At 71.6% G+C, this 21,857-nt stretch carries 21 protein-coding genes; 7 read left to right on the top strand and 14 right to left on the bottom strand.

Going from position 1 to position 21,857, the window contains the following annotated elements; genetic code table 11:
• Nucleotides 1–24: 24 nt before the first annotated feature.
• Complete coding sequence (locus tag MFF04_RS10200; RefSeq protein ID WP_238275557.1) at nucleotides 25–705, bottom strand: hypothetical protein; 681 nt, start codon at nucleotides 703–705, stop codon at nucleotides 25–27.
• 554 nt (nucleotides 706–1,259) lie between these two features.
• Here MFF04_RS10200 and MFF04_RS10195 point away from each other — a divergent pair.
• Both MFF04_RS10195 and MFF04_RS10190 read left to right on the top strand, forming a co-directional pair.
• Complete coding sequence (locus MFF04_RS10195) at nucleotides 1,260–2,180, top strand: lipid kinase (protein ID WP_238275556.1); 921 nt, start codon at nucleotides 1,260–1,262, stop codon at nucleotides 2,178–2,180.
• A 113-nt stretch (nucleotides 2,181–2,293) separates the two neighbouring features.
• Nucleotides 2,294–3,082, top strand: a complete 789-nt coding sequence (locus MFF04_RS10190) for a TerC family protein (protein WP_238275555.1) — start codon at nucleotides 2,294–2,296, stop codon at nucleotides 3,080–3,082.
• A 59-nt stretch (nucleotides 3,083–3,141) separates the two neighbouring features.
• On the opposite strand, the gene MFF04_RS10185 is transcribed toward MFF04_RS10190, so the two are convergent.
• The 7 genes from MFF04_RS10185 to MFF04_RS10155 all read right to left on the bottom strand — a co-directional run bounded on the left by MFF04_RS10185 (nucleotide 3,142) and on the right by MFF04_RS10155 (nucleotide 10,191).
• The gene (locus tag MFF04_RS10185; protein ID WP_238275554.1) at nucleotides 3,142–5,334 is read right to left on the bottom strand and encodes a TonB-dependent siderophore receptor; all 2,193 of its coding nucleotides are present in this window, start codon (nucleotides 5,332–5,334) and stop codon (nucleotides 3,142–3,144) included.
• Between the two features lie 101 nt (nucleotides 5,335–5,435).
• Complete coding sequence (locus tag MFF04_RS10180) at nucleotides 5,436–6,341, bottom strand: acid phosphatase (protein WP_238275553.1); 906 nt, start codon at nucleotides 6,339–6,341, stop codon at nucleotides 5,436–5,438.
• A gap of 106 nt (nucleotides 6,342–6,447) precedes the next feature.
• On the bottom strand, nucleotides 6,448–7,356 hold the full coding sequence (locus MFF04_RS10175) for an alpha/beta fold hydrolase (RefSeq protein WP_373320003.1): 909 nt from the start codon (nucleotides 7,354–7,356) through the stop codon (nucleotides 6,448–6,450).
• On the bottom strand, nucleotides 7,356–8,201 hold the full coding sequence (gene dapD / locus MFF04_RS10170; protein WP_238275552.1) for a 2,3,4,5-tetrahydropyridine-2,6-dicarboxylate N-succinyltransferase: 846 nt from the start codon (nucleotides 8,199–8,201) through the stop codon (nucleotides 7,356–7,358). The genes MFF04_RS10175 and dapD overlap by 1 nt, the downstream gene beginning before the upstream one ends.
• A gap of 153 nt (nucleotides 8,202–8,354) precedes the next feature.
• Nucleotides 8,355–8,852 (bottom strand): YciE/YciF ferroxidase family protein, encoded by a 498-nt coding sequence (locus MFF04_RS10165; protein WP_238275551.1) that lies wholly within the window; start codon nucleotides 8,850–8,852, stop codon nucleotides 8,355–8,357.
• A 127-nt stretch (nucleotides 8,853–8,979) separates the two neighbouring features.
• Nucleotides 8,980–9,432, bottom strand: a complete 453-nt coding sequence (locus tag MFF04_RS10160; RefSeq protein WP_238275550.1) for a cyclic nucleotide-binding domain-containing protein — start codon at nucleotides 9,430–9,432, stop codon at nucleotides 8,980–8,982.
• A gap of 72 nt (nucleotides 9,433–9,504) precedes the next feature.
• Nucleotides 9,505–10,191: a response regulator transcription factor gene (locus MFF04_RS10155; RefSeq protein WP_238275549.1), complete on the bottom strand. Its 687-nt coding sequence runs from the start codon at nucleotides 10,189–10,191 to the stop codon at nucleotides 9,505–9,507.
• A gap of 224 nt (nucleotides 10,192–10,415) precedes the next feature.
• On the opposite strand from MFF04_RS10155, the gene MFF04_RS10150 reads away from it, so the two are divergent.
• Nucleotides 10,416–10,949, top strand: a complete 534-nt coding sequence (locus tag MFF04_RS10150) for a L,D-transpeptidase family protein (RefSeq protein ID WP_238275579.1) — start codon at nucleotides 10,416–10,418, stop codon at nucleotides 10,947–10,949.
• A gap of 6 nt (nucleotides 10,950–10,955) precedes the next feature.
• Here the strand turns inward: MFF04_RS10150 and MFF04_RS10145 are convergent, their stop codons facing one another.
• A complete protein-coding gene (locus MFF04_RS10145; RefSeq protein WP_238275548.1) occupies nucleotides 10,956–12,248 on the bottom strand; it encodes an MFS transporter in 1,293 nt (430 codons plus the stop codon).
• 94 nt (nucleotides 12,249–12,342) lie between these two features.
• On the opposite strand from MFF04_RS10145, the gene MFF04_RS10140 reads away from it, so the two are divergent.
• The gene (locus MFF04_RS10140) at nucleotides 12,343–12,762 is read left to right on the top strand and encodes a MarR family winged helix-turn-helix transcriptional regulator (RefSeq protein ID WP_238275546.1); all 420 of its coding nucleotides are present in this window, start codon (nucleotides 12,343–12,345) and stop codon (nucleotides 12,760–12,762) included.
• On the opposite strand, the gene MFF04_RS10135 is transcribed toward MFF04_RS10140, so the two are convergent.
• On the bottom strand, nucleotides 12,763–13,488 hold the full coding sequence (locus tag MFF04_RS10135) for a YggS family pyridoxal phosphate-dependent enzyme (RefSeq protein ID WP_238275544.1): 726 nt from the start codon (nucleotides 13,486–13,488) through the stop codon (nucleotides 12,763–12,765).
• A gap of 214 nt (nucleotides 13,489–13,702) precedes the next feature.
• Between MFF04_RS10135 and leuS the strand changes: the two genes are divergently transcribed.
• From leuS to holA, 3 genes are all read left to right on the top strand, one after another.
• Nucleotides 13,703–16,288: a leucine--tRNA ligase gene (gene leuS / locus MFF04_RS10130; RefSeq protein ID WP_238275541.1), complete on the top strand. Its 2,586-nt coding sequence runs from the start codon at nucleotides 13,703–13,705 to the stop codon at nucleotides 16,286–16,288.
• 122 nt (nucleotides 16,289–16,410) lie between these two features.
• The gene (lptE, locus tag MFF04_RS10125; RefSeq protein ID WP_238275539.1) at nucleotides 16,411–16,950 is read left to right on the top strand and encodes an LPS assembly lipoprotein LptE; all 540 of its coding nucleotides are present in this window, start codon (nucleotides 16,411–16,413) and stop codon (nucleotides 16,948–16,950) included.
• Nucleotides 16,947–17,972 carry a DNA polymerase III subunit delta gene (gene holA, locus MFF04_RS10120; RefSeq protein WP_238275537.1) on the top strand — a complete coding sequence of 342 codons (1,026 nt, stop codon included), beginning with the start codon at nucleotides 16,947–16,949 and terminating at the stop codon, nucleotides 17,970–17,972. The genes lptE and holA overlap by 4 nt, the downstream gene beginning before the upstream one ends.
• Nucleotides 17,973–17,977: 5 nt before the next feature.
• Here the strand turns inward: holA and MFF04_RS10115 are convergent, their stop codons facing one another.
• The 4 genes from MFF04_RS10115 to mnmG form a co-directional block, all read right to left on the bottom strand.
• On the bottom strand, nucleotides 17,978–18,871 hold the full coding sequence (locus tag MFF04_RS10115; protein ID WP_238275577.1) for a ParB/RepB/Spo0J family partition protein: 894 nt from the start codon (nucleotides 18,869–18,871) through the stop codon (nucleotides 17,978–17,980).
• Nucleotides 18,872–18,928: 57 nt separating this feature from the next.
• Nucleotides 18,929–19,774 (bottom strand): ParA family protein, encoded by an 846-nt coding sequence (locus tag MFF04_RS10110; RefSeq protein ID WP_238275535.1) that lies wholly within the window; start codon nucleotides 19,772–19,774, stop codon nucleotides 18,929–18,931.
• A 4-nt stretch (nucleotides 19,775–19,778) separates the two neighbouring features.
• A complete protein-coding gene (rsmG, locus tag MFF04_RS10105) occupies nucleotides 19,779–20,414 on the bottom strand; it encodes a 16S rRNA (guanine(527)-N(7))-methyltransferase RsmG (protein ID WP_238275533.1) in 636 nt (211 codons plus the stop codon).
• The coding region (mnmG, locus tag MFF04_RS10100; RefSeq protein WP_238275531.1) for a tRNA uridine-5-carboxymethylaminomethyl(34) synthesis enzyme MnmG at nucleotides 20,401–21,857 on the bottom strand (1,457 nt) is incomplete at its 5' end. The genes rsmG and mnmG, both read right to left, overlap by 14 nt.

Here is a 21,857-nt window from a genome sequence, read left to right as displayed (position 1 = left end):
CGGGGACGGACCTCTGCGCCTCGCTCAGCTGACGTCTCCCGCACGGGCGACGACCCGACCCGTCTCGGATACGATAACCGGGCGCCCGCCCGGGAAGCCGACCTCGAACACGGCCGTCATCACGCCCTGCGAGACGAGGCCCCGGCCCGGATTGGCGGCGCGGTAATCGATCACGGTCTCGACGCGGCAGAGGCCGAGGGCGGCGCTGCAGGCGGTGCGGGTCGCCCCCGGCCGCGGCTGGTAGCGGCGCTCCGGCCAGCGCTGCACGAAGCGGCGCTTCTCGGCGAGGAGGGCCGGGAGGCCGGTCACGCGCCCGTAGAAGCGCACCTGGGGCGCGTAGTAGCGCGGCGCCGTGCCGAGCATGACCGCGCCGGGCGCCGAGACGCTCTCCAGATAGTCGAGCACCAGGGCCTGCGCGGCGGCGCCGCTCTCGGCCAGGCGCCCCTCGGGAAGGGCCGTCGAAGCCATCGGCTGCGCCGCGGCCTCAGGGGCGGGACGGGACGGACGGCTCGCCGTCCTGGCGCGGCGGGTCGGGCGCGAGCGCACCTGCGGCTCGGCGGCCTCCTCCTCCGGCGCCGGAGCGGCGGCCTGGGGAGCGGGCTCCGGCGCGGCCTTCGTCTCGGGCTTGAGATCGGGCCTGGCGGATTTCGCCGGCGGGTCGACCCAGCCCGGCGCCGGCTGGGCGAAGGCGGCGGACGACATCATGAGGACGATTGCGAGGGGAAGCGAGGCGCGCAACGGGACCACCGGATCGCTGCCCAGGATGTCCGCCGCGCCGAAAGCCGCTCGGCATCCGACGGGGCGAAGGGCGGGCCGGCCGGGGCATCTCGGCCGGTCCGCGAGACGGCTGACAACGCCCCCGCCCGGCCCGAGGGTTCCCCTCGGGCACAAACGGACTGACGACGCCTCACGCCGGAATCCGGCATGCCACGGCGGGCCTCGGGCGGGCAAGGCCGGCACGGCCGCGGTCCGGCGGCGAGACCGATCCGTCCCCCATGCCCTCATTATTGCCCTCGCTATCCTCAGGGCGGCGCCTCGATCCGTTTTCGCCCGAGGTCGGGCTTGAGATCGGCGGCATGCCCCCCACTTGTCCCACGGCCAGGGTTCGACTCCGGACCCGGCCTGTCCGGGCCCCTCTGGCGGTCGAGGCGTCGACCGCGATGTCGGACGTTTTCCGTTCCCGGCGCTGACGCGGCGCGCGCACCGGAAGGCCCGTCCGGCGTGGATGACACCGTGCTCGATCTCGCTTGCGTGACCCGATGAGCGCCGGCAGCGCGCGCCGACGGGCGCTCCTCATCGTCAACCCGAAGGCGCGCAACGGCGGGACGCCCCCTGACGCCCTCCGCGCGGCCCTGACGGAGGGCGGCCTCGACCTCGTCGAGCCGGCCCCGGACACGCCCTGCGCCGAGGCGATCGCCGCGGAGGCGGGGCGCGCCGAGCTCGTGATCCTCGGCGGCGGCGACGGCACCATGAACGCCGCCGCCCCGGCGCTCGTCGCGACGGGGCTGCCGCTGGCCATCCTGCCGCTCGGCACCGCAAACGACCTCGCCCGCTCCCTCGGCATCCCCCTCGACCCCGTGGCCGCCGCCCGGCTGGCGGCTTCCGAGGAGGCGCGGCCCGTCGATCTGGGCTGGGTGAACGGACATTACTACTTCAACGTCGCCAGCGTCGGCTTCTCCGCCGAGCTCGCCGGAGACCTCACCGCGGAATCCAAGAAGAAGTGGGGGACGCTGGGCTACGGCATCGCCGCGATCCGTGTGCTGCGCCGCGTCCGCCCCTTCACCGTCACCATCGAGCATGACGGCACGGTGGAGAAGGTGACGACGATCCAGGTCTCGGTCGGCAACGGCCGCCACTACGGCGGCGGCATGACCGTGGAGGCCGACGCCACGGTCGACGACGGCAAGCTCGATTTCTACAGCCTCGAGGTCGCCCACTGGTGGCGCCTCATCGCGCTGCTCCCGGCGCTCCGGCGCGGCACGCACGGCCGCTCCGAGGACGTGCGCGCCTTCTCCACCACCGAGATCGTGCTGCGCACCAAGCGCCCGCGCCCGGTCAACACCGACGGCGAGCTGACCACCTCGACGCCCGCCCATTTCAAGGTGATGCCGAAGGCGGTGCGCATCGTCGCTCCGCCACGCTCGCAGCGTCCGGGCGTGCCCTCGCCTCACCCCCTCTAGGGCGCGGAGATGTTTCACGGGAAACACCCGCCCCATCATCCGATCGGCGACGCGCGGTCGCGTACCGAGGCCGGCACCGTCTCCGTTTCCTCCTAGCGACGAGGTCGCAACCCGTGGACTACCTTCTCGAACTCGCCGTCAATCCGAGCGTCTGGGTGGCGCTCGCCACCCTCGTGGTGATGGAGGTGGTGCTCGGCATCGACAACCTGATCTTCATCTCGATCATCACCAACAAGCTGCCGCCCGAGCATCAGACCCGGGCGCGCCGCATCGGCATCGGCCTCGCGCTCATCATGCGCCTGGCGCTGCTGGGAACCGTCGCGATCATCGTGCGGCTGACGGAGCCGGTCTTCGAGGTGCTCGGCAAGGGCTTCTCCTGGCGGGACATGATCCTCATCGCCGGCGGCCTGTTCCTGCTCTGGAAGGCGACGAAGGAGATTCACGAGAGCGTCGACCCTACCCCCGAGGAGAAGGGAGCGGGCCGGGCCACCCTCGGCTTCGCCGCGGCGATCGGGCAGATCCTCGTCCTCGACCTCGTGTTCTCCATCGACAGCATCATCACCGCCGTCGGCATGACCGAGCACATCCCCGTCATGGTCATCGCGGTCGTGACCGCCGTCACCGTGATGCTGCTCGCCGCCGAGCCGCTCTCGCGCTTCATCGCGGCGAACCCGACCGTGGTGATGCTGGCGCTCGGCTTCCTGATCATGATCGGCATGACGCTGATCGCCGAGGGCTTCGGCGCCCACGTGCCCAAGGGCTACATCTACACGGCGATGGCCTTCTCGGCCGGCGTCGAGGTGCTCAACATGCTGGTCCGCCGCCGCAAGCGGAAGGCGGCGGGGACCGCGGGGCCGGCGCCCCGCGCCGTGCCCATCCAGCGGGAGGCAGCCAAGCGCTGAGGCGCCATCGGAGGCGATGCAGGAGGGGCCGTCTGCGAGAGCGGCCCCTCCGATGCCCCCTACCAGCGGTAGGTCAGGCTGCCGATCACCGTGGCCGGCGCGCCGCGGTAGCAGAAGCCCGCCTGGCAGTTGGTGTAGTCCCGGTCGAAAATGTTGAAGGCGTTGATCTGCGCGCGGAAACCCTTGTAGCGCGGATCGAGGACGGCGAGGTCGTAGGCGATCATCGCGTCGAACAGGGTCACGGTCGGGTTGCGCACCGTGTTCTCGTCGTCGGCGAAGCTGTTGGCCGCGAAGCGGATGCCGCCGCCCACCGTCAGGCCGCTCAGCCAGGACGAGGTCGGGAACAGGTAGGTCGCGAAGGCCTTGAAGCTGTCGCCGGGCAGGCCGGAGAGCGCATTGCCGTCGATCGGCCCGCCGGTCACCAGCGAGGTCTGCCGCACGAAGCGGAAGTCGAGATGGGTGTAGGCGAGGGTCAGGTTGGTGCCCGGCCCGAAATTGGCGATCATCTCCGCCTCGAAGCCCCGAGAGCTGACCGAGCCCGTCGCGACTTGGTTCGCGGGGCTCGCCGGATCCTGCCGCAGCAGGCTCGACTGGCGGATGTCGAAGCCCGCGAAGCCGGCGGTGATGTTGGTGCCCGGCACCGCAACTTTCACGCCGGCTTCGATCTGGTCGCCGGTCGCCGACTTGAAGGGGCGCCCGGTCACGTCGGCGCCGACCTGCGGCGTGAAGGTCGTGGCGTAGCTCGCGTAGGGCACGAGGCCCGGCGCCAGGATGTAGTTGAGGCCGACGCGGCCGGTGAACGCGCTGTCGTTCTGCGTGCTCGGGGTGCCGAGCGCGCCGGGCGTGCCGCTCGCCGAGGTCTGCGAGACCCAGTCGTGCCGCCCGGTCAGCGTCAGGATGAAGCGGTCCCACTTCGCCTGCTCCTGCAGGTAGACGCCGACCTGATCCTGCACCTGATGGACCGCGAGGCTGAAGGCGGGCCGAGCGATGAACTGGCGCCCGTAGTTCAGGGTGGTGAGGTCGAGGTCGGGCGCGGTGCCGAAGCCGCCGAGCCGGTCCCAGGTATAGCGCTGGTAGTCGACGCCGCCGAGAAGGGTGTGGGCGACGGGCCCGGTCGCGATATGGGCCTCGAGCTGCGTGTCCACGGCCACCGACTGCAGGCTTTCGCGGAAGAAGCCCGTGGAGCGCTGCGCGGTGAGCCCGGTGATCGAGTCGATCGTCACGTAGGGGAAGTCGCCGTCGACGCCGTAGTAGCGGAAGTTCTGCCGGAAGATCAGGTCCGGCGAGAAGTGGTGCTCGAAGGCGTAGCCGATCCGGTACTGGTTCTGCGTGAAGGCGTTGAAGGCCCCGTCGCCGAAATAGAGCCGCGACACCCGGAAGCCGGAGAAGTTGTAGAAGGCCGCCGTGCCCGGCAGCTGGGACCTCTGGAACTCGGTGAGCAGGGTGAAGGTGGTGTCCGCCGAGGGTTTCCAGGTGAAGGCGGGCGCGATGTTGATGCGGTCGTCCGTGGCGCCGGGCAGGAAGGTGTCCGACTGGCGCACCACGCCGGTGAGGCGATAGGCGAGCGTTCCGTTCGAGCCCTCGACCGGACCGCCGAGATCGAAGTTGCCCTGGAAGCGGTCGAAGTTGCCCGCCTGGAACTGAATCTCTCCGAACGGCGTGAAGACCGGCCGCTTGGTCGTGACGTCGACGATGCCGCCGGGCGAGCCGAGGCCGTAGAGCCCCGAGACCGGCCCGCGCAGGATCGTGACCGCCTCCGTGCCGTAGGGCTCGATGCGCGGCACCGCCAAGCCGACCGCCGACTGGCGCAGGCCGTCGCGGAAGACGCCGTTATAGGTCGCGTCGAAGCCTCGGATGTAGAAGGCGTCGAAGCGCGGATCGAAGCCGAACACGTCCGTCGAGGTGCCCGGCGCGTAGGCGAGCGCCTCGTTGAGCGTCTGGACGTTGCGCGCCTCGAGCTGCTCACGGGTCACGACCGTGACCGATTGCGGCGTCTCGATCAGCGGCGTGTTGGTCTTCGTCGCGGTGGGGCTGGCCTTGGCCGTGAAGCCGACGACCCCGCTCGGGCCGCCGCCCCCGCCGCTCGTCGCCGACGAATCCAAGGGGAGCGCGCCGGTGGCGGGCCCGCGGGCTGCGGCGCTGCCCTCGACGGCGATCGTATCGAGGTTGACCGCCGGCTGCGACAGGGCCGTCCCGGACAGGAGCAGGGGCGCGAGCGCGGCGAGCCGCGGTGTGAGGAAAGAGCGGGGCATCGGCGACTCCGAACGAACGGTCCGGAGCCGATTGAGGGAGGCCGGGCGCCGACCTCAACCGAAAAAGCCGATTTTCGGCAATGAGTTGGAGAAGTTAAAAACTATAGTGCCGGTTCCCGTGCGGCTGCGTCTTCGCGGGCACAGGTCTTCGGGTCCTGGGGCGGAGCGTCGCCGGACATGGCCTTGGCGAGCTCCGCGCGGGCGCGGTCGAGATCGGCCCGGAAGGCCGCGTTGCCCTGGAGCGCCGCGTAGACCGCCGAGCCGTTGGTGCGTCCGGCCTCGACGTCGCTGAGCCAGTGCACCCCGCAGATCACCCGGCTCTCGCCGTAGGCGCGCCCGCGGGCAAGGATGGCGGTGGCCTTCTGCGGCACCAGGGAGGCGAGGATCAGCGCATAGGTCCAGCCCTGGGAGGCGTGGCCGGAGGGGTAGCTGTAGCTGTCCGCGAGGGCCTGGCTGCGCTGCACGCAGATCGGCTGCTCGTTGCCGACGAAGGGCCGCAGGCGCCGGTAGTGGACCTTCGGCCCGCGGGTGGCGCGGACCACGTCGAGACGGGCGCGGTCGAGGAGCCCGATCAGCGCCGGCACCCGGGCCGGGTCGAGGCGGGTGCCGAGCACGCAGGCCATGTTGTCGAGGACAGCCGCCGAGCCCTCCGCCACGTCTGCGGTGGCAAGCTCCCAGCGTACGCTGCCCCGGCGCTCGCGGGTGGCGTTGAACATCGTCCGGTCGGCGGTCTCGGCGGCCGAGTGGCTCGGGGGCGGCGCCGGCAGGATCGCCACGGTGTCCGGGGCGGTGGCGTCGTCGAGATAGGGCTTCACGGCGGGCTTGGCGGGGTTGAGCGCGTCGCGGCCGAGGCTGGGGGCGGCCTTCTCCGGCGGAGGCGCCGCGGCGGGCTTGGCCGGTTCCTGCGCTCCGGCGGCAAGCGGCAGCAGGGCCAGCAGCGAGGCCGCCAGCGCGGCGCGTAGCGCGGGCAGGGGCTTTCGCGCCATCGCGACGTCGCGCTTCGGCATGGATCGCGGGCTCGGCAGGATACTCGGCATCGGGCTCGGCGGGCTCCCTCGTCTCGCCTGTGAACGTGCAGCCTCCGCCTTGGCATCCCAGGGCGACGGCAGGATGTCAGATCGCACGCCCGACCTCGGCGCGGATCGCCTCGGCGACGGCTTCCGGATACTCCTCGTGCGGGCTCAGGGCGCCCGGCACCGATCCGGCGCCCCCGAGATGAGCGGCGAGCGCGTCCATCTCGGCGCCCGAGCGGCGAGGCGCGGCTTGCGGGCGCAGCAGGCTCACCGGCGGCAGCGGCCCGGAGATCGGCTCGGCGAACAGCGCGAGGAAGGCCTGCCGGCTCTCGACGGGATCCAGGCCGCCGGTGACGAAGGCGGCCGTTCCGAACCGGCCCCCGGCCCGGCGGGCGATCCCCCGCTTGGCGGCGACGAGCGCGGGCGTGACGCGGGCCGGGTCCGCGTAGACATGGGCCCGCATCATCCGGGCGATGACCGGGGTGCTGAGGTTGATCCGGTAGAGGGCATGGCCGAGGACGGGCGCCTCGACGGCCCGGCGGATGCGCCGGAACAGCGGCGCCCGCTCCGCTCCCATCGCGGTGGGCAGCGGCCCGCGCCAGGTCGGCGCCACCATCACCAGGCGCGCGAACCGGCCCGGATGGCGCCCGGCCGCCGCGGCGAGGTAGGTCGCCCCGTGTCCCGCGCCGATCCCGAGGGCGAACGGGCCGGGCAGCGCCGCCAGCAGCGCGTCGAGGAAGCCGTTCATGAGGGCGGGCGACAGCGGGAGCCGCGCCCGGTCCCGGTCGCCGAAGCCCGGCCAGTCGGGCACGAGGCAGCGGTAGTCCGGCGCCAGCGCCCGGGCGAGCCCGGCCATCTCCGCCCGCGAGGCGATCGAGGACAGGGCCGGCAGGAGGAGCGCCGGGGGCGCGTCCTCGGGCCCGTAGCGATCGCAGGGGGTCGGCAGCGGCCGGCCGTCGAGGGCGAGCGCCAGCGTCGTCGTGTCGGGCGCCGCGCTCACCGGGCGGATCAGGTGCGCAGGAGCTCGTTGATGCCGGTCTTGGCGCGGGTGCCCGCGTCGACCCGCTTCACGATCACCGCGCAGTAGAGGCCGGGGCCCGGCGTGCCGTCGGGGAGCGGCTTGCCCGGCGTCGTGCCCGAGACCACCACGGAGTAGGGCGGCACCCGGCCGTAGAAGGTCTCGCCGGTGGTGCGGTCGATGATGCGGGTCGAGGCGCCGATGTAGACGCCCATGGAGAGGACGCTGCCCTCGCCGACGATGACGCCCTCTGCGACCTCGGCGCGGGCGCCGATGAAGCAGTTGTCCTCGATGATGACCGGGTTCGCCTGGAGCGGCTCCAGCACGCCGGCGATGCCGGCTCCGCCCGAGATGTGGCAGTTCTCGCCGACCTGGGCGCAGGAACCGATCGTCACCCAGGTGTCAACCATGGTGCCCTTGCCGACCCGCGCCCCGAGGTTGATGAAGGAGGGCATCAGCACCGCGCCCGGCGCCACGTAGGAGCCCCGGCGCACGAAGCAGCCCGGCACCGCCCGGAAGCCCGCGGAGCGGAACTCGGCCTCGCCCCAGCCGGAGAACTTCGACGGCACCTTGTCCCACCAGGGGCCGCCGCCGGGGCCGCCCTCGATGGGAGCCATGTCGTTGAGGCGGAAGGAGAGCAGCACCGCCTTCTTGAGCCACTCGTTGACCTGCCAGGCGCCGTCGACCTTCTCGGCGACGCGCGCCTCGCCGGAGTCGAGGAGCGAGAGCGCGGCCTCGACGGCCTCGCGCACGGGCCCCTTCGTGCTGGTATCGATGCTGGCGCGGTCCTCCCAGGCGGCCTCGAGGGTGCGGGCGAGATCGGCGTGAGAGGACATGGCAGCGTTCCGGTGTGTTCGATCGCGCCCGTGATTAGCGAACGGGGGCCGCCCTGTCAGTCGAAAATCCCGCGCCTCGATCCCCGGACCGCCCCACCGTGACCGGGAAGGCGGCCGTAGGCCCCCTTCCACGGTTGCCCGTGCCGGCCCCGCTCAACGGGCGGCCAAGCCCTCGACGTTGAGGCGCTCGGCGAGCTTCGTGAGGAGCGCGTCGGTCTTCTTCTCCTCCTGGAGGGTCTCGTCGAGGAGCTTGGCGGCCTCGGCGTTGCCGAGCTTCTCCGCCCAGGTCTTGAGGGTGCCGTAGCGGGCGATCTCGTAGTGCTCGACCGCCTGGGCGCAGGCCGCGAGCACCGCGTCGGCGGCGGGGGTGTCGGCGAAATCCTCGAGGTCCTCCTCCATCTCGGAGGTGATCCCCTGCATCGCCTCGCAGGTCTTGGCCCGGGCGCTCTTGCCGATCAGCTCGAACACCTGGACGAGGCGCTCGACCTGATGGGCGCTCTCCTCGGCGTGGGTCTCGAACGCCTGCTTCAGGTCGGGATGCTCGGCCGCCTTCGCGGACTTCTTGCAGGCCTTCACCGACTGCCGCTCGGCGTAATAGACGTCCTTGAGCATCTCGTGAAAGGCATCGTGAAGCGTCTTGTCCTTGGCCATGGGTCCCTCCCGCGTCGCCTGTGATCCGGCAGCTCGGACGGGGAACATCCCGCATCCGGACCCGGCCAACGCCGAGGCCGCGGCGGAGTTCTGGGGACCGCTGTGAATGTCGGGGACGGCGCCTCGCTCAACGGGCCCCGAAGCGGGTCCCGGCGGCGGCGAGACCCCGGTTCAGCTCGGCGAGGTCTTCGGCCAGGGTCTCGCGGATCGCCGCGGCGGCCTCGGGAAACTCCACGAGCACCCGCCGCATCAGGGCCGGCGTGATCCGCATCACCTCCGACGGCTCGGCGGCGCGGGCCGCGGTCGGGCGCCGGCCGCCGACGAGGAGCGCGTGCCGCCCGATGAGAGCCGACCGGCCCGCCTCGACGTCCGGGCCGCCCGCACCGCGAGGCGCGAGCGAGAGACGCCCGGAGAGCACGACGAAGCCGCCGTCGGCGGGGCTGTCGCGCTCGAACAGGACCTCGCCCGCCGCGAGGCTGCGCCGGTCGGCGGCGAAGCACAGCAGGCGCAGCGCGTCCCGGTTCAGGGACCCGAACAGGGGCGCGGCCGCCAGGATGGCGATGTCGTCGTCGAGCCCCACCGCGCAGTCCGCTCCCTGCTCCGTCCGCCCTTCGGCCCCGTCCTTACCCGCAGATCGGGCTCCGGGCCACGATCAGGGGATGAGCTTGTAGCCGCCGCCCTCGGTCACGAGGATCGCGGCCATGGCCGGGTTCGGCTCGATCTTCTGGCGCAGGCGGTAGATGTGCGTCTCGAGGGTGTGGGTGGTGACCTGGGCATTGTAGCCCCAGACCTCCGCGAGCAGCGTGTCGCGGCCGACGACCTCGTGGCTCGCCCGGTAGAGGAAGCGCAGGATCGCCGTCTCCTTCTCGGTGAGCTTCAGCTTCGAGCCGCGCTCGCCGACGAGCATCTTGGCGCTCGGGCGGAAGGTGTAGGGACCGATCTGGAAGACCGCGTCCTCGCTGGCCTCGTGCTGGCGCAGATGCGCACGGATGCGGGCGAGCAGCACGGCGAACTTGAAGGGCTTCGTCACGTAGTCGTTGGCGCCCGCCTCCAGCGTCGCGACGGTGTCCTCCTCGGAGTCCTGGGCCGTGAGCATGATGACCGGGCCGCGGAAGCCGTTGCGGCGCATGGTGGCGACGCCCTCGCGCCCGTCGATGCCCGGCAGGCCGAGATCCATCACCAGGAGGTCGATGCGCTCGTTGGCGACGCGCTCGATCGCCGCCTCGGCGGTGCCCTCCGTCAGCACCGCGAACTCGGGATGGAGCGCGAGCTGCTCGGACAGGGTGTCGCGCAGGACGGTATCGTCGTCGCAGATCAGGATGGTGTGGGATTTCGACATCGTCCGTCTCGACTCCCGGGACCGGTCTCAAGGGTCTGGCGCCCGTTGCCGCGACCCTGGCTCCGGAGGACCGGAAAGGGAAGCGCCCCGAACGGGACTTTCATCCCTTCGGGTCCCCTATCTCCACCGGGAAATAGGTTGCCCGCAACCTTTGCGATATTTGCGCGGCGCGTACAATCCTGATGAAAGCGAACCGCCCCGATCCCGACGAGCCCTGCGACGCGATGATCCGCACCACGCTTCCTCGCCTGCTGGTCCGCGCGATGGTGGGCGACCGCCGCCGGGGCGAGCTCATCGCCGGGCGGCTCGTCATTCCCTGCGCCCTCGGACGCTCGGGCCTGACGCGGGGAAAGCGCGAGGGCGACGGGGCGACGCCCCGAGGCGGCTTTCGCCTGCGGGGCGCGGTGTTCCGGCCCGACCGGCTTCCGCGCCCGTCCTCGGGACTGGCGCTACGCCCGACGCGGGTCGCCGACGGCTGGTGCGACGACGTCCGCGACCGCCGCTACAACCGCCCCTTGCGGCTGCCGGCGCCCGGCGTCAGCGCCGAGGCGATGTGGCGGGAGGACGGTCTCTACGACCTCGTGGTCGATCTCGACTACAACCGCGGCCCGATCCGAAGAGGCCGTGGCTCGGCGATCTTCCTGCACGCCGCCCGTCCCGGCTTCCTGCCGACGGAGGGCTGCGTGGCGCTGCGCCGGCCGGATCTCGTGCGCCTGCTGCGGCGGGTCGGCCCGCGCACCCGGCTCGTCGTCGGCTGAGACCCTTCAGGCGCGGGCGGCGACGGGCTCCGGAGCGGGGACCTGCGGCCGCGACAGGGTGACGATCGCCGCGGCCGCGATCAGGCAGAGGCCGCCGGCGGCGAGGAAGGCGGGCAGGTAGGTCTCCAGCGCCGTGCGGGTCATGCCGGCGCCGAAGGCGGCGGATGCCGCGCCGAGCTGATGCCCAGCGAAGACCCAGCCGAACACGAGGTTGGCGCGCTCGCGGCCGAAGCGGGCGGCGGCGAGCTTCACGGTCGGCGGCACCGTGGCGATCCAGTCGAGCCCGTAGAAGACCGCGAAGATCGACAGGCCGAGGAACGTGAAGTCGGCAAAGGGCAAGAACAGCAGCGAGAGCCCGCGCAGCCCATAGTACCAGAACAGGAGCCAGCGGTTGTCGTAGCGGTCCGAGAGCCAGCCCGAGGCGACGGTGCCGAGGAAGTCGAACACGCCCATCATTGCGAGTACGCCCGTGGCCTCCACCGGGCCCATGCCGAAATCGGCGCAGAGCGGCACGAAATGCGTCTGGATCAGCCCGTTGGTGCTGGCGCCGCAGACGAAGAACGTCCCGAACAGCACCCAAAACACCCGCGAGCGCGCCGCGATCCGCAGCGTGCCGATGGCGTCCGTCGAGGGCGGGGGCGGGCTCGGCGTACCCGGCGGCTCGCCATAGGCCGAGAGCCCGACATCCTCCGGGCGATCGCGCATCACGAGCGCCACGACGAGCCCGGCGATGCTCAACAGCCCGACGAGGAGGAGGATCGCCGATCGCCAGCCATGGGCCTCGACGAGGCCCGCGAGCAGCGGCATCACCACGAGCTGGCCCGTGGCGGAGCTCGCCGTCAGCAGCCCGACCACGAGGCCGCGCGAGCGGGAGAACCAGCGCGTCGCGATCGTCGCGCCGAGCACCAGCGCCGTGAGGCCCGTGCCCGCGCCGAGCACGACGCCCCAGAGCAGCACGAGGTGCCAGACGCGGGTCATCGCCAGCGAGGCGAGGAGCCCCGAGGCGATCAGGGCGATCGCCGTGAGCATCACCCGGCGCGGGCCGTAGCGGTTGAGGAAGGCCGCCGCGAAGGGGCCCATCAGCCCGAACAGGAGGAGGCGGACGGCCAGCGCGACCGAGATCGAGGCCGTGTCCCAGCCGAACTCCCGCTGGAGCGGCAGGATCAGGATGCCCGCCGCGCCGATGGTGCCGGCGGTGACCAGCATGGTCAGGAAGGTGGCGCCCGCCACCGCCCAGCCGTAGTGCACGCCGCGCCGCGCCAGGGATACGGAAAGAAGCGAGGATGCGTGTCCGGCCACGGGCGCGCCCTTTCGAAGCGGATGCCGATCTGATATGTGCGTATGCACTTATTGGATCGCCGCCGCAAGACGGGCCTGGCGCAGGAGAGGATGGATGACGGATCGGCCGAGTCCCTGCCACTGCCGCGTGCTCCGCGAGGCGACGCGGCGCACGACGCAGCTCTACGACCGCCACCTCGCGCCCAGCGGCCTGCGGCTCGGTCAGTACTCGGTGCTGGCGGTGCTCGCCCGCGCCGGACCGCTCACGGTCGGAGCGCTGGCCGAGGCGCTCGTCATGGACCGTACGGCCACGAGCCGGACCTTGCTGCCCCTTCAGCGCGACGGTCTCGTGGGGAGCGGCCCCGGCCGCGACGGACGCAGCCGTGCTCTCGAACTCACGCCGACAGGCCGCGAGCGCCTCGCCGCGGCGAGGCCCCTGTGGCTCGACGCGCAGGCCGCCTTCGAGACGGCCTACGGGAGCGAGGAGGCACGCGACCTCGGCCGCTCCCTCACCCGCGTGGTCGAGCGGATCTGATCAGGCCTTGCGGGCGCGGGCCCCGAAGATCGCGGTGCCGACACGGACATGCGTCGCGCCCATCTGGATAGCGGCGCCGTAGTCGGCGCTCATGCCCATGGAGAGGATCGGCAGATTGTGCCGCTCGGCGGCGCGGGCGAGCAGCGCAAAATGCGCCGAGGGCGGGTCCTCGGCAGGCGGGATGCACATCAGCCCGTGGATCGCCAGCCCGTGCGTATCCCGGCACTCGGCGAGCAGCGTGTCGAGCTGGCCCGGCACCACGCCGCCCTTCTGCGGCTCCTCGCCGGTGTTGACCTGGATGAGCAGCTTCGGCGCGCGCCCCGCGCGCTCGATCTCCCTGGCCAGCGCGGCGGCCAGCGACAGCCGGTCGAGGGAGTGGATCACGTCGAAGAGCGCCACCGCCTCCCGCGCCTTGTTCGATTGCAGCGGCCCGACGAGGTGGAGCTCCGCGTCCGGGTAGCGCTCGCGGAGCGCCGGCCATTTGGCGGCGGTCTCCTGCACGTAGTTCTCGCCGAACAGGCGCTGGCCCGCCTCCAGCGCCGGCAGGATACCCTCGGCCGGCACCGTCTTCGAGATGGCGACGAGGTGCACGCCGGCGGGATCGCGCCCGTTGTCGCGCGCCGCCTGGACGATGCCCTCGCGGACCTCGGCGAGCCCGGCGGCGACATCCGCCTCGCCGACCGGGGGCTTCGTCTCCAGTCCCGCATCCGCGCTCGTGTCGGCCATGTCCGCTTCCAATTCCTCGCGCTCGGTCTTCCGGTCCGGACGTCTTCCGATCCCCGGCGCCCGCGATATGGTGCGAGCCCCTCGCCCCGCAACCGAGCCCACCGCCGGCGGCCGTTGACCCCGCGCCGCCGGGATATGCTAGGTGCCGGCATTCCGCGAGCCCACGGCGCCCCGAGCCGCCGCGCGTCCCGCTCCACCGCTTCCCGGCGCCCCGATGACCGACTCCGCGAACCCGACCCCGATCGAGCGCTACAACGCCAAGGACTCCGAGCCGCGCTGGCAGCGGGCCTGGGCCGAGGCGCGGCTGTTCGAGACCGACATCAGCGATCCGCGCCCGAAATACTACGTGCTCGAGATGTTCCCGTATCCGTCGGGGCGCATCCACATGGGCCACGTGCGCAACTACGCCATGGGCGACGTGGTGGCCCGCTACAAGCGCGCCAGGGGCTTCTCGGTGCTGCACCCGATGGGCTGGGACGCCTTCGGCCTGCCCGCCGAGAACGCCGCCATGGAGCGCAAGGTCAACCCGCGGGAGTGGACCTACGCCAACATCGCGACGATGCGAGACCAGCTCCAGTCCATGGGCCTGTCCCTCGACTGGAGCCGGGAGATCGCCACCTGCGATCCCGACTACTACAAGCACCAGCAGCGCATGTTCCTCGACTTTCTCGACAAGGGGCTCGTGGCGCGCCGCACCGCCAAGGTGAACTGGGACCCGGTGGACCACACCGTGCTCGCCAACGAGCAGGTCATCGACGGGCGCGGCTGGCGCTCGGGGGCGCTCGTGGAGCAGCGCGAGCTGACGCAGTGGTTCTTCCGGATCAGCGACTTCGCGCAGGACCTCCTCGACGCCCTCGACGGTCTGGAGCGCTGGCCGGAGAAGGTCCGGCTGATGCAGCGCAACTGGATCGGCCGCTCGGAGGGGCTGGAGATCCGCTTCGCGGTCGACGGCTCCGGGGACAAGATCACCGTCTACACGACGCGGCCGGACACGCTGTTCGGCGCGCGGTTCCTGGCGATCTCCGCCGACCATCCGGTCGCCGCCGCCCTCGCCCAGGATCGTCCGGAGCTCCAGGGCTTCATCGAGGAGTGCCGCCGCCTCGGCACGGCGCAGGCCGCCATCGACACGGCGGAAAAGCTCGGGTTCGACACCGGGCTGAAGGTACGTCACCCCCTCGACCCGTCCTGGCTGCTGCCGGTCTACGTGGCGAACTTCGTGCTGATGGACTACGGCACCGGCGCCGTGTTCGGCTGCCCGGCCCACGACCAGCGCGACCTCGACTTCGCCAACAAGTACGGGCTCGGCAACACGCCGGTCGTCTGCCCGGAGGGCCAGGACCCGGCGACGTTCACGATCACCGACACCGCCTATGACGGCGACGGCCGGATGATCAACTCGGGCTTCCTCGACGGGATGAGTACGGACGCCGCCTTCGCGGCGGTCGCCGACCGGCTGGAGTCCGAGACGCGGGACGGCGCGCCGGTTGCCCGGCGCAAGGTGCAGTTCCGCCTGCGCGACTGGGGTGTCTCGCGCCAGCGCTACTGGGGCTGCCCGATCCCGATCGTCCACTGCGACGCCTGCGGGCCCGTCCCGGTGCCCGTCGCCGAACTGCCCGTGAAGCTGCCGGAGGAGGTCTCCTTCGATCAGCCCGGCAACCCGTTGGAGCGGGACCACGTCTGGCGGCAGGTGCCGTGCCCGCGCTGCGGCGCGGCGGCCCGGCGCGAGACCGACACCATGGACACTTTCGTGGACTCGTCCTGGTACTATGCCCGCTTCACGAACCCGCATCTGACGGACGCGCCGACCGACCCGGCCACGATCGACCGCTGGCTGCCCGTCGACCAGTATATCGGCGGCATCGAGCACGCGATCCTGCACCTGCTCTATTCCCGCTTCTTCATGCGGGCGATGCGGGAGACCGGTTGGTCGGGCGTCTCGGAGCCCTTCGCCGGCCTGTTCACGCAGGGCATGGTCGTCCACGAGACCTACAAGGACGCGGCCGGCGCCTGGGTGCCGCCAGCCGAGATCCGCTTCGACGGGACAGGGGCGGAGCGCTGCGCGTTTCACGTGAAAACCGATGCGCCAATCAGCATCGGCGCCATCGAGAAGATGTCGAAGTCGAAGAAGAACGTCGTCGATCCCGACGACATCATCGCCAGCTACGGCGCCGATACCGCCCGCTGGTTCATGCTCTCCGACTCGCCGCCCGAGCGCGACGTGATCTGGACGGAGGAGGGCGTGCAGGGGGCCGCCCGCTTCGTGCAGCGGGTCTGGCGCCTCGTGAACGCGGCCGCGACCGCACAGGGCCGCGCCGAGGGCACCGCTCTGCGCAAGGCTGCCCACCGGGCGCTCGCCGCCGTCGAGGAGGACGTGGAGCGGCTGCGCTTCAACCGCTGCGTGGCCCATATCTACACGCTGGCCAACGCCCTCGAGGAGGCGCTGCGGGCCGGCGTCTCGCAGGAGGCGACGGGAGAGGCCGCTGGCATCCTCGTGCAGCTCATCGCGCCGATGATGCCGCATCTGGCGGAAGCCTCATGGGCGGCGCTCGGCCGCGACGGGCTGGTCGCGAGCGCACCCTGGCCAATCCTCAACCGCTCGCTCCTCGTCGAGGACGAGATCACCCTGCCGGTCCAGATCAACGGCAAGAAGCGCGCGGACGTCACCGTCCCCCGCGACGCGGACGCCGCTGCCGTCGAGGCCGCGACGCTGGCTCTCGAATCGGTGCAGCGGGCTCTGGAGGGCAAGAGCCCGCGCAAGGTCATCGTCGTGCCGGGCCGGATCGTGAACCTCGTCGTGTGAGGCCCTTCCTCGCCGCCGTGCTCTCGCCGCAGAGAAATCGTAACCGTTCGTGCATCATCCTGGATGACGGAATCGCCCGCCGCGCTTAAACAGCGGCGGGCGTTGGAAGGACGGCGAGGCTCATGGCTTCTGTGGGGCGGCTCTCTCGGCTCGGACGGATCGGTGCGGTCGCGCTGCTGTCGCTGAACCTTTCCGCCTGCTTCCGGCCCCTCTACGGGCCGACCGCCTCCGGCGAGCCGCTCGGCGCGATCCTCGCGTCGATCCAGGTCGACGACATCGCCATGGCCAAGGATCAGGAGCGCATCGGGCACTACCTGCGCAGCGAGCTGATCTTCGACCTCGACGGTTCCGGCCAGCCCTCGCCGAAGCGCTACAAGCTCAAGCTCCAGGGCAGCGAGTCGGTGCAGACGCCGATCGTCTCGACCCAGACGGGCCGCGCCGAGGCCGGCACCATCGTCGGCACGGTGAAGTTCTCGCTGGAGAACCTCGACGGCACCAAGATCATCACCGAGGGCGTCGCCACCTCGACGGCGACCTACGACCGCTCCGTGCAGCGCTTCGCATCCCTGCGCGCCGCCCGCGACGCCGAGATCCGTCTCGCCAAGGTGCTGGCCGAGCAGATCAAGACCCGCATCGCCTCGGTGCTGGTGACGAAGCCTTGACCGCGGTCAGGGCGGGCGATGCCGACGCCCTGATCCGCCGCGGGCCGGACCCGCGCTGCTTCCTCATCCTCGTCTACGGCACCGATACCGGGCTCGTCGCCGAACGCGCCAAGCAACTCGCCGAGAGCTTCGTCGCCGACCCCGGCGATCCCTTTGCCTTCATCCTCCTCGACGGCGATACGCTTGCCGCCGATCCCGGCCGCCTCGCCGACGAGGCCGGCACGGTCGGCCTGTTCGGTGGCCGCCGGGCGATCCGTGTGCGGGCGGGCTCGAAGCCCTTCGTCGCCGCCGTCGAGGCGGCGCTCGGCGCGACGGTGGCCGAGACGCGGATCGTGGTGGAGGCGGGCGACCTCGCCCGCAACAATCCGATGCGCACGCTCTGCGAGGGCTCAGCCAGCGCGCTCGCCATCCCCTGCTATCCGGACGATGCCCGGGCGCTCGCCGACCTCATCGACCGCACCTTGCGCGAGCAGGGCCTCGGCATCGACCGGGAGGCACGGGAGGCGCTCGCCGCCAATCTCGGCAGCGACCGGCGCGCCAGCCTCTCGGAGATCGGCAAGCTCGCCCTCTATGCCGCCGGCAAGGATCGCGTCACGATCGAGGACGTCGAGGCCGTGGTCGGCGACGCCTCGGCCGGTCTCCTCAACGCGGTGATCGATGCGACCTTCGCGGGGCAACCGGCGGAGGTCGACCGCGGCTGCCGCCGCTTCCGGCACGAGGGGCTCGATCCCGGCGTCATCGTCGGCTCGGCGCTCCGCCACGCCCTCACATTGCTCGCGACGCGCCTCGAAGGGGAGGGCAAGAGCCCCTCCGCTCTGGCCGCCGGCTGGCGGGGCCTGCATTTCAGCCGCAAGGCCAGTGTCGAGGCGCAGCTTGCCCGCTGGTCGCCGGCCTCGTTGCAACGCGCCGTCACGCTCCTGCACGAGACCGTGCTGGCCTGCCGCCGGGCGAGCCCCGACCTGGCAGCGGCCCACGCCTCCGCCGTGCTCCTGCGAATCGCCGAGGGCGCCCGCCGGAGCTGACGGCCCTACTCGGCGACGAGGCCGAGCCTGCGGCAGAGCGCGTCCCGCTCCTCGGCGCTGCCGAAGCGGATGCGGATCTCGCCCTCGCCCGCCGACTTCGCCTTCACCGCCACGCCGAGCCCGAGGGCTTGGCCGAGGCTCTTCTCCAGAGCGCGCAGGTCGAACCCCGCCTCGACTGGACGGCGGGGACGGCCCGGGCGAGGTGCCTCGCCGTCATTCGCCTGCGCCGCAGCCAGGGCCTCGACCTCGCGGACGGAGAGACCTTCAGCGACGATGCGGCGGGCAACGGCGTCGGGATCGCGGACCGAGAGCAGCGCGCGGGCGTGCCCCGCGGTGATCTCGCCGGCGGTCACCCGGTCCTGGATCGAGGCGGGAAGCTGGAGCAGGCGCAGGGTGTTGGCGAGGTGGCTGCGGCTCTTGCCGAGGATGTCGGCGAGCTCGCTCTGGCTGTAGGCGAACTCGCTCATCAGCCGCTCGTAGCCCGCCGCCTCCTCGATGGCGTTGAGGTCCGTGCGCTGGACGTTCTCGAGGATCGCGTATTCGAGGGAGGTCTTGTCGTCGATCTCGACGCTGACCACCGGCACCTCGGTGAGGCCTGCGCGCTGGGCCGCCCGCCACCGGCGCTCGCCCGCCACGATCTCGTAGGTGTCCGGCACCGCCCCCAGCGCCCGCACCACGATCGGCTGTATGATGCCGCGCACCCGGATCGAGGCGGCCAGCTCCTCAAGGTCGGTCTCGGCGAAGCGGCGGCGGGGGTTGCGAGGGTTCGGGCGCAGGAACTCCACGGGCACCTTGCGCTGCCCCTGCACGCGGCCCGCCTCCGGCATCTCCTCGTTGAAGTCGCCGATCAGGGCCGCGAGGCCGCGCCCCAGCCGGGGCCGTGCCCCATCATCCGCCATCGCCGCCACTCACAACTCTCCTGTTACTCTTTGCACGCGTTCGCGGAGCCTCGCCGCTCAGGCGGCGACCGGCACCCGGCCCTCGCGCTGGATCACTTCCGAGGCGAGGCGGAGATAAGCCTGGGCGCCGGCGCATTTCAGGTCATAGAGCAGCACCGGTTTGCCGTGGGACGGCGCCTCAGACACGCGCACGTTGCGCGGGATCATGGTCTCGTAGACCTTCTCGCCCATGAAGCCGCGCACATCCGCCACCACCTGCGCGGAGAGGTTGTTGCGCGGGTCGAACATGGTCAGCACGATGCCCTGGATCGCCAGACGCGGGTTGAGGGCGGCGCGGACCTGCTCGACGGTGCGCAGGAGCTGGCTCAGGCCCTCCAGGGCGAAGAACTCGCATTGCAGCGGCACCAGCACCGCATCGGCGGCGGCGAGCGCGTTGATGGTCAGAAGGTTCAGCGAGGGCGGACAGTCGATGAGGACGTAGGTCACGTCTGCCGTGCCGCTGCCGGGCTCGCCGACCCCGGCGAGGATGTTGCGCAGGCGATGCGCCCGGTCGGGCGCCGAGGCCAGCTCCAGCTCGAGGCCGAGCAGGTCCATGGTCGAGGGTGCCACCGAGAGGCGCGGCACCGCGGTCGGCACCACGGCCTGGCTCAGCGGCGCGTCGCCCGCCATGACATGATAGGTCGAGACCCGGCGGTTACGCCGGTCGATACCGAGCCCCGTCGAGGCGTTGCCCTGCGGATCGAGATCGATCACCAGCACGCGCTCACCGATGGCGGCGAGCGCGGTGCCGAGGTTGATCGCCGTCGTGGTCTTGCCGACGCCGCCCTTCTGGTTGGCGAGAGCAATGACCCGCAGGGACCGCGCCGGGGACCGGGCGGGTGAAGCGGGGGTCGCGCTGATCATGATGCTAGGTGCCGGGTGCGGTGACGCGGGCGATCCGTGCCGCCGAGTCGGTTCGGCTCGACAGCAGATCGACCGTGAATCTCCACTCTCGCGCGGCGTCGGTCAATTCCGCATCGACGTCACGACCCTTGAGAAACAGGCCTGTGGTACCGGATTTCAACAGGGGTTCTGTCCAGGCGAGAAGCTGAGCGAGCGGTGCCAGGGCGCGGGCACAGACGATCTCGACGCCGGACCGTGCCGCGATCAGGGTCTCGATCCGCGCGTTGCTGATCCGGGCCGGCGCACCGCAGAGCCGCGCCGTCTCGGTGAGGAAGGCGCATTTGCGCCCGTTGCTCTCCACGAGCTCGACCTCGAGGCCCGACCGCTCCGCGCCGGCGATGGCGAGGACGAGGCCGGGGATCCCGGCGCCAGAGCCGAGATCAAGCCAGGACCGTGCCTCCGGCGCGAGAGCCAGGAGCTGGAGCGCATCGGCGATGTGACGGGTCCAGACCTCGTCGAGCGTCGCCGGCCCCACGAGGTTCTTCACCCGCTGCCAGCGGCGCAGCTGCGCGACGTAGATGTCGAGCCGTGCCGCTGTTTCACGTGAAACACCGTACTCCGCCAGGACCCGCGCCCTGTCTTCCGCCTCAGACACGGGCATCCGCCCCCTTTCGGCGGGCATGCGCCGCGAGCAGCGTGAGGGCCGCCGGGGTGATGCCTTCGATCCGCGCCGCCTGCCCGAGTGTCTGCGGACGCACGGTCTCAAGCTTCACGCGCAGCTCGTTCGAGAGGCCGGAGATCGCGGCATAGTCGAGTTGCCCAGGCAGGGTGATGGCTTCGTCTCTCCGGAAGGCGGCGACATCGGCCCGCTGCCGGTCGAGATAGACGGAGTAGGTCGCATCGGTGGAAAGGCGATCGATCACGGCGGGCGGAGCCTCGCCGAGGTCCGGCCAGATCGCAGCCAGCCGCGACCAATCGCAGTCGGGATAGGCAAGCAGCTGAAAGGCCGTGCGCCTGATGCCGTCGCGGTTGAGGGTGAGGCCATGCTGGAGCGCTTCGCTCGGCGTCAGGCTCAGCGCTTCGAGCCGCGCCCGCATTTCTGCGAGTTGCCGCTGCGACGCCGCGTGACGGGCGGCACGATGGGCGCCGACGCAGCCGAGCGCGATGCCGCGGGGAGTCAGGCGCTCGTCGGCGTTGTCGATCCGAAGCGACAGCCGGTACTCGGAGCGGGAGGTGAACATCCGATAGGGCTCGCTCACGCCCTGCGTGACGAGATCGTCGATCATCACGCCGAGATAGGATTCGGCCCGGTCGAAGAGGGCAGGCGCGCCCCCGCCGGCGAGTCGTGCGGCGTTGATGCCGGCAACCACGCCCTGCGCCGCCGCCTCCTCGTAACCGGTGGTGCCGTTGATCTGGCCGGCGAGGAACAGACCGGGCGCCTTGCGCAGGCCGAGCGTCGCGTCGAGCTCGCGGGGATCGACGTAGTCGTACTCGATGGCGTAGCCGGGCCGGACGATCCTCGCTCTTTCCAGCCCCGGGATCAGGGCGACGAGCGCGTGCTGAACCTCTTCCGGCAGGGCGGTCGAGATGCCGTTCGGGTAGACGGTCGGATCGTCGAGCCCCTCCGGCTCGAGGAAGATCTGGTGACCCTCACGGTCACCGAAACGCATGACCTTGTCCTCGATCGAGGGGCAATAGCGGGGGCCGCGGCCGGCGATCTGGCCGGAATACATCGGCGAACGGCCGATATGGGCGCGGATCAGGTCATGGACGGCCTGCGTGGTGCGCGTGATACCGCAGGCGATCTGCGGCGTGGCGATCCGCTCTGTCAGCGCCGAGAACGGCACCGGCTCGGCATCCGCCTCCTGCATCTCGAGTGAGGCCCAGTCGATGGTGCGTCCGTCTAGGCGCGGCGGCGTGCCGGTCTTGAGGCGGCCGAGACGCAGGCCGAGACGCTCCAAGGTGAAGGCGAGCCCGATTGCCGGCGCCTCGCCGACGCGGCCGGCCGGGATCTGCCGCTCGCCGATATGGATGAGGCCGCGCAGGAAGGTGCCCGTCGTCAGCACCGGCTCGCCTGCGGCGCGGCGGTGCTGACGACGGGCAC

Source organism: Methylobacterium jeotgali (assembly GCF_022179345.1).
Classification (GTDB): Bacteria; Pseudomonadota; Alphaproteobacteria; order Rhizobiales; family Beijerinckiaceae; genus Methylobacterium; species Methylobacterium jeotgali.
Note: the sequence above shows the minus strand (reverse complement) of the source record. Positions and strands in the feature narration are given on the sequence as shown.

Excerpts from the sequence above, each read along its gene's own strand:
- MFF04_RS10150 (WP_238275579.1), top strand. The coding sequence starts at position 10,416 with ATGATCCGCACCACGCTTCCTCGCCTGCTGGTCCGCGCGATGGTGGGC.
- MFF04_RS10155 (WP_238275549.1), bottom strand. The coding sequence starts at position 10,191 with ATGTCGAAATCCCACACCATCCTGATCTGCGACGACGATACCGTCCTG.
- leuS (WP_238275541.1), top strand. The coding sequence starts at position 13,703 with ATGACCGACTCCGCGAACCCGACCCCGATCGAGCGCTACAACGCCAAG.
- MFF04_RS10180 (WP_238275553.1), bottom strand. The coding sequence starts at position 6,341 with ATGCCGAAGCGCGACGTCGCGATGGCGCGAAAGCCCCTGCCCGCGCTA.
- lptE (WP_238275539.1), top strand. The coding sequence starts at position 16,411 with ATGGCTTCTGTGGGGCGGCTCTCTCGGCTCGGACGGATCGGTGCGGTC.
- MFF04_RS10165 (WP_238275551.1), bottom strand. The coding sequence starts at position 8,852 with ATGGCCAAGGACAAGACGCTTCACGATGCCTTTCACGAGATGCTCAAG.
- MFF04_RS10135 (WP_238275544.1), bottom strand. The coding sequence starts at position 13,488 with ATGGCCGACACGAGCGCGGATGCGGGACTGGAGACGAAGCCCCCGGTC.
- MFF04_RS10115 (WP_238275577.1), bottom strand. The coding sequence starts at position 18,871 with ATGGCGGATGATGGGGCACGGCCCCGGCTGGGGCGCGGCCTCGCGGCC.
- MFF04_RS10200 (WP_238275557.1), bottom strand. The coding sequence starts at position 705 with ATGATGTCGTCCGCCGCCTTCGCCCAGCCGGCGCCGGGCTGGGTCGAC.
- MFF04_RS10185 (WP_238275554.1), bottom strand. The coding sequence starts at position 5,334 with ATGCCCCGCTCTTTCCTCACACCGCGGCTCGCCGCGCTCGCGCCCCTG.
- MFF04_RS10110 (WP_238275535.1), bottom strand. The coding sequence starts at position 19,774 with ATGATCAGCGCGACCCCCGCTTCACCCGCCCGGTCCCCGGCGCGGTCC.
- MFF04_RS10195 (WP_238275556.1), top strand. The coding sequence starts at position 1,260 with ATGAGCGCCGGCAGCGCGCGCCGACGGGCGCTCCTCATCGTCAACCCG.
- dapD (WP_238275552.1), bottom strand. The coding sequence starts at position 8,201 with ATGTCCTCTCACGCCGATCTCGCCCGCACCCTCGAGGCCGCCTGGGAG.
- MFF04_RS10140 (WP_238275546.1), top strand. The coding sequence starts at position 12,343 with ATGACGGATCGGCCGAGTCCCTGCCACTGCCGCGTGCTCCGCGAGGCG.
- rsmG (WP_238275533.1), bottom strand. The coding sequence starts at position 20,414 with ATGCCCGTGTCTGAGGCGGAAGACAGGGCGCGGGTCCTGGCGGAGTAC.